General features: G+C 40.5%; 3 protein-coding genes. All 3 read left to right on the forward strand.

From position 1 onward, the window contains the following. Positions 1 to 62 precede the first annotated feature (62 nt). Positions 63 to 2,462 (forward strand): pyruvate formate lyase family protein, encoded by a 2,400-nt coding sequence (locus RDS42_RS12565; protein WP_308783960.1) that lies wholly within the window; start codon positions 63 to 65, stop codon positions 2,460 to 2,462. 10 nt (positions 2,463 to 2,472) lie between these two features. After that, a complete protein-coding gene (locus RDS42_RS12570) occupies positions 2,473 to 3,498 on the forward strand; it encodes a GntR family transcriptional regulator (protein WP_308783961.1) in 1,026 nt (341 codons plus the stop codon). Between the two features lie 50 nt (positions 3,499 to 3,548). Continuing rightward, a partial coding sequence (locus RDS42_RS12575) for an FGGY family carbohydrate kinase (RefSeq protein WP_308783962.1) occupies positions 3,549 to 4,910 on the forward strand: 1,362 nt, incomplete at its 3' end.

Consider the following 4,910-nt stretch of genomic DNA (forward strand, 5'->3'; position numbering starts at 1 on the left):
CATTACTAAAAGAAAGGAAAAGGTGATGTTTTAGCTTCTATAAACATCATACAAGGAAAAAAATGAAAATTACAGAAATTTACAGCCCTCAGGAAATTACAGATTTAGCCAAAAACAGATTTCAGGAAGAAAGATCATTGGATCATCTGGAAGGATGGTTTCTTGCAAGAGAAATTGCCATGAGATGTGATAAGATTTATAAAAATGAACCGGACTGTATCCGAATTGCAAAGACTCAGGTGGAAATTATGAAAGAAATTCCTCTTACCCTGGGGGAATACCATGTATTTGCAGGAACTCAGGATGATGCTTTTGCCCGTTCCTATGCATTGATCAATCCATCTTTTACAGTGAACTCTTTTGCCGGCTATTGTGATCCTACGGCAGTTTTTGGGGATATCGCTCCAATTGGTGATATTACAAAGAAAAGAATTGATCATGTAAAAGACTATTATGCAAAGAATGAATTTGCGAAAGTGCTGACAGCGGCATATAAACCTGTAGAAAAATATACAAAAGAAGCAGTATTTTTTATAGAACAGGTGACCGGACATGTGATTCCAGATGTTCGCCATCTCCTTGAAAAAGGTGTTTTATATGTGAAAAAGGAGATTGCAGAGCATCAGGAAGCAACTGATGATCAGAATAAAAAAGATTACTATGAAGCAATGAGCATTACTATGGATGCACTTCTTGTACTTGCCGGCCGATATGAGGCTATGGCAACAGAAAAAGCCAAGCACAGTGAGGGTAAAACCAAAGAACGTTTTTTATGTATAGCAGAAAGCCTAAAAAGAGTTCCGGCAGAAGGTGCATCCGATCTTTATGAAGCGATTCAGTCTTTCCTTCTGATATGGCAGACCATGTGTCTGGAGCAGACTCCGAATCCATTTGCATTTTCTGTTGGAAATGCTGACAGAATATTTGAACCATATAGGGCGAAAGAAAATCTGGACAGGGATACAGCCGCAGCGCTTCTGAAACATATGCTTGTATTTTTTAATGTGGCAGACAGGAGCTGGGCAATTTCCCAGAATCTGATTATTGGGGGAAGAGATATAGATGGAAAAGATATGACGAATCCAACTTCCTATGCACTTTTTGACGCATACTTTGATATGAATCTGCCTCAGCCGATTTTGTCTGTAAAACTTCACAAAAATACACCGGATAAACTTTATGAGGAAATGGGAAGATTCTTTTTTACACCAGGTGTGCTTACTCCGTCACTATTTAATGATGATGCCCTGTTTGAAGTACTGGAGGCTCATGGTACAGACAGAGAAGATCTTCCGGATTATTCTGTTGCAGGATGTCAGGAACCGCTGATAATGGGAAAAGACAATGGAAATACAACGAACAGCTGGCTGAATCTGCCAAAAGTTCTGGAATTAGTGCTTCAGGGAGGTAAATCTGAGATTACAGGAGACCAGATTGGAAAAACGAAAGAAGAACTCGGTTATAGCAGTAATCTGGAACTTCTTAAAAATATCAGGGAGGTATTTTACAAAGAACTGAATTATTATGTTGATGAAATGGTAAGCTCAGCGAATAATGCGTCCAGAGCCATTGGACTTTATCAGGTTCCGTTCCTTTCTTCAATGATGGGAGGAATTGAAACAGGAATTGATATGCGTGATACAAAGCAGCAGGGAACAAAATATAATGGAAGCGGATGTCTGATTCATGGATTAAGCGTTTTGGCAGATTCATTTATTGCCATTGATACTCTGCTCAGAGAAAGGCCGGAAGATGCAGACAGGATGTTGGATGCATTAAAAGATAATTTTGAACATGACGAAGAAATGCATCAGTATCTTTTGGAATGTGATAAGTTCGGTAATAATATTGAGGAAGTTGACAAAGAAGCAAAAGAAATCGCAGAAAAAGTTTCCGCGATGATAGCATCCAAAAAGAATTATCTTGGCAATCCTTTCAGACCAGACTACGCGACTCCATCTACGCATCTGATGTACGGGTACTGGGTAGGAGCTACTCCTGATGGAAGAAAAGCCAGAGAAATGTTAAATTATGGTGTGGATCCCCTTTATGGAGAGGCTTCTGGAGGACTGGGAATGAGAATGCTGTCGAATCGACAACTGCCATTCAGGACAATGAATGGTGGATATGCGTCTCATTTTGGTATAAATCCTGGTTATTTTAAAAGCATGACAATGGAAGAAAAAGGACTGGAATTTAAGAAAAAAGTTTTTACCCCACTGTTTTTCAATAGTTATGATGAAAAAGAAGTCTCTCCATTTTACCTGTATGTGAATGTAACAACACCGGATATGCTTCTTAAAGTGTTGGAAAATCCAAAAAAATATGCACCAAGTGGTGTCTATATTGTAAGAATTCATGGAACATTTGTGAATTTTCTTGATCTTTCTCCAGAAATACAGGCGGATATCATTAAGAGATTGGATCCTAATTCAACTGCATTGAGTGGTTCGGGACATTAATGGAGAATTTATGGAAGAAAAGAGCCTTTATCGTAATATAAAAACTCAAATATGCCGCATGATCTATAAGGACATTTATAAGGATGGAGAAAACATTCCGCCGGAACGAAAACTTGCAGAAGATCTGGGAGTAAGCCGGGTTACTGTTCGTAAGGCGCTGAAACTTCTTGAAGAGGATCATATTATAGAACGTATTCAGGGCAGTGGGACAAGAGTGGCTCTGGAATATGGTGCAAGAACAGGAAATATGGATATCATCACTCTTGTAGCGCCGGCTCAGAATGCGTTCTTTTCACGTTTTGTTGATGCATTTCAAACAACAGCGGAAGCAATGGACTCTTTGGTGCTTTATAAACAAAAACCGTCAGGGATGTCTCTGGAGGAATGTCTGTTCAGAATTTATGAAAAAGATCTTCGCAACGTAGTGCTATGGCTTGAAGATATGGAGATCAGCTATGAAGCATTACGCAAACTGCGCGGATTGGGAATGAATATGGTTCTTTTTGATTCTGCAAGGAAAAATGATTATGCAGACGCGGTATGTCTGGATAACAGAGATGCAGTAGATACGCTTATAATGAATCTCAGAAAAGCTGACTGTAATAAAATTGGTTTTGTAGGCTGGGATGATGAAACTGTAGAAAGCGTAAAGATTCGGGAAGAAGAATTTCTGAAATTATGCCCAGGAGGAATTGTAGTACGAATTCCTCGAAAATATCACGATCACCTGGATAGACTGGAAGACTCTGAAGTAAAAAAATATATGAGAACAATGAAAGACTGTGAAGGGATACTTTATGCAGTAGGAGAACTTGCAGTTCCATTTGAACGCATAGCGGGTGAGCAAAATATTCGTCCGGTGGCTCTCATTGATGAAGCACCGGGTGTTACTGCAAAAGAGATATTTACAGTAGATCAGGATTTTAGGGGTATGTCGGAAAGAATTTTTGACTGTCTTAAACAGCAAAATCAAAAGGCTGGTGCGTGGAAGGCTGGCTTGTATCAGGTAAAAGGGATAAGGGTAAATTCTGTATAAATCAAAAGGCTGCTGTTTTTCTGCAGCAGCATAAAACGGAGGAAAATATCATGCGGGCAATGGGAATTGACATAGGAACAACAACAATCAGTATAATTCTTCTGGAAGGGAAGTCCGGAGAGCTTCTGGGCAGCAGGACCATACCACATCAGGCGTTTATTGAAGGAATGCATTCTTTTAATCGTGTTCAGAATCCGGAGAAACTTTATCGTCTGACAATGGAAGGTGCTTCAGAGCTTGCTGCAAAGTATGGAAAGCCAGACAGTATTGGATTTACCGGACAGATGCATGGCGTTCTTTATGTAAATAAAGAGGGAAAAGCAGTAACACCTCTTTATACATGGCAGGACGAAAGCGGTAATGAAAAAATGGATGGCGGCAGTACTTATGCAGAGGTCCTGAGAAAAAAGGTCGGGACTGCAGCCACTGGATACGGTATGACTACACATTTTTTTCTTTGCCATAATAATGAGATTCCGGAAGATGCTGCCTGGATGACAACGATCAGTGACTATATTGCCATGAGATTCTGTAACAGAAGGAGGCCGATTCTGGCAGGAGATATGGCTGCCAGCTGGGGATGTTTCGATCTGGAAAACAGGGAGTTTCTGAAAGAAAAGTTGGAAGCAGCAGGAGTAAGGACTGACTGCCTGCCGGAACTCTGTAAAGGCCATGAGATTATAGGAAAGTCAGTGGCAGGTGGACTTGAGGGGATACCGGTAATGGTATCTCTTGGAGATAATCAGGCAAGCTTTATAGGATCTGTACGGAATCTCAGGGACACTGTTCTGTTAAATATCGGAACAGGAAGTCAGGTGTCCTATGGAACAGGGACATTTTACGGAACAGAAGGATCTATTGAACTTCGTCCATGTACAAAAGATTCTTATATCCTGGCGGGTTCCAGTCTTTGCGGCGGGCGTGCTTATGCTATGCTGGAGCAGTTTTATCGTCAGATATCAGAAATGTCAGGAAAAAATCCTGCGGAGAATTCTCTGTATGAAATTATGGAAAAACAGGCCAGAGCCTATATGGAAAAAGCAGGACTTGACAGTGCATGGAAGATTCGAACTACTTTTTCTGGAACAAGAACAGATCCGACAGAGAGAGGAAGCATTTCAAATATTGGCATAGAAAATTTTACGCCTGGTTCCATGACTGTAGGAATGCTTTGGGGAATTCTGAAGGAACTTTATGGTATGTATCAGGAAATGTGCCAGATGACAGGAGATAAAGCAATTAATCTTGTCGGATCAGGAAATGGAATTCGCAGAAATAGCCTTATGCAGGAATTGGCGGAAAAAATGTTTGGAATGAAGCTGAGTATTCCAAAATGTCAGGAAGAAGCAGCTTTTGGAGCAGCGCTTCACTCTCTTGTTTCGGCAGAGCTAGTAGAATCATTGCAGCAGGTG

The sequence above is a fragment of the uncultured Blautia sp. genome (genome assembly GCF_902497045.1).
In the GTDB taxonomy this organism is placed as follows: domain Bacteria; phylum Bacillota; class Clostridia; order Lachnospirales; family Lachnospiraceae; genus Blautia_A.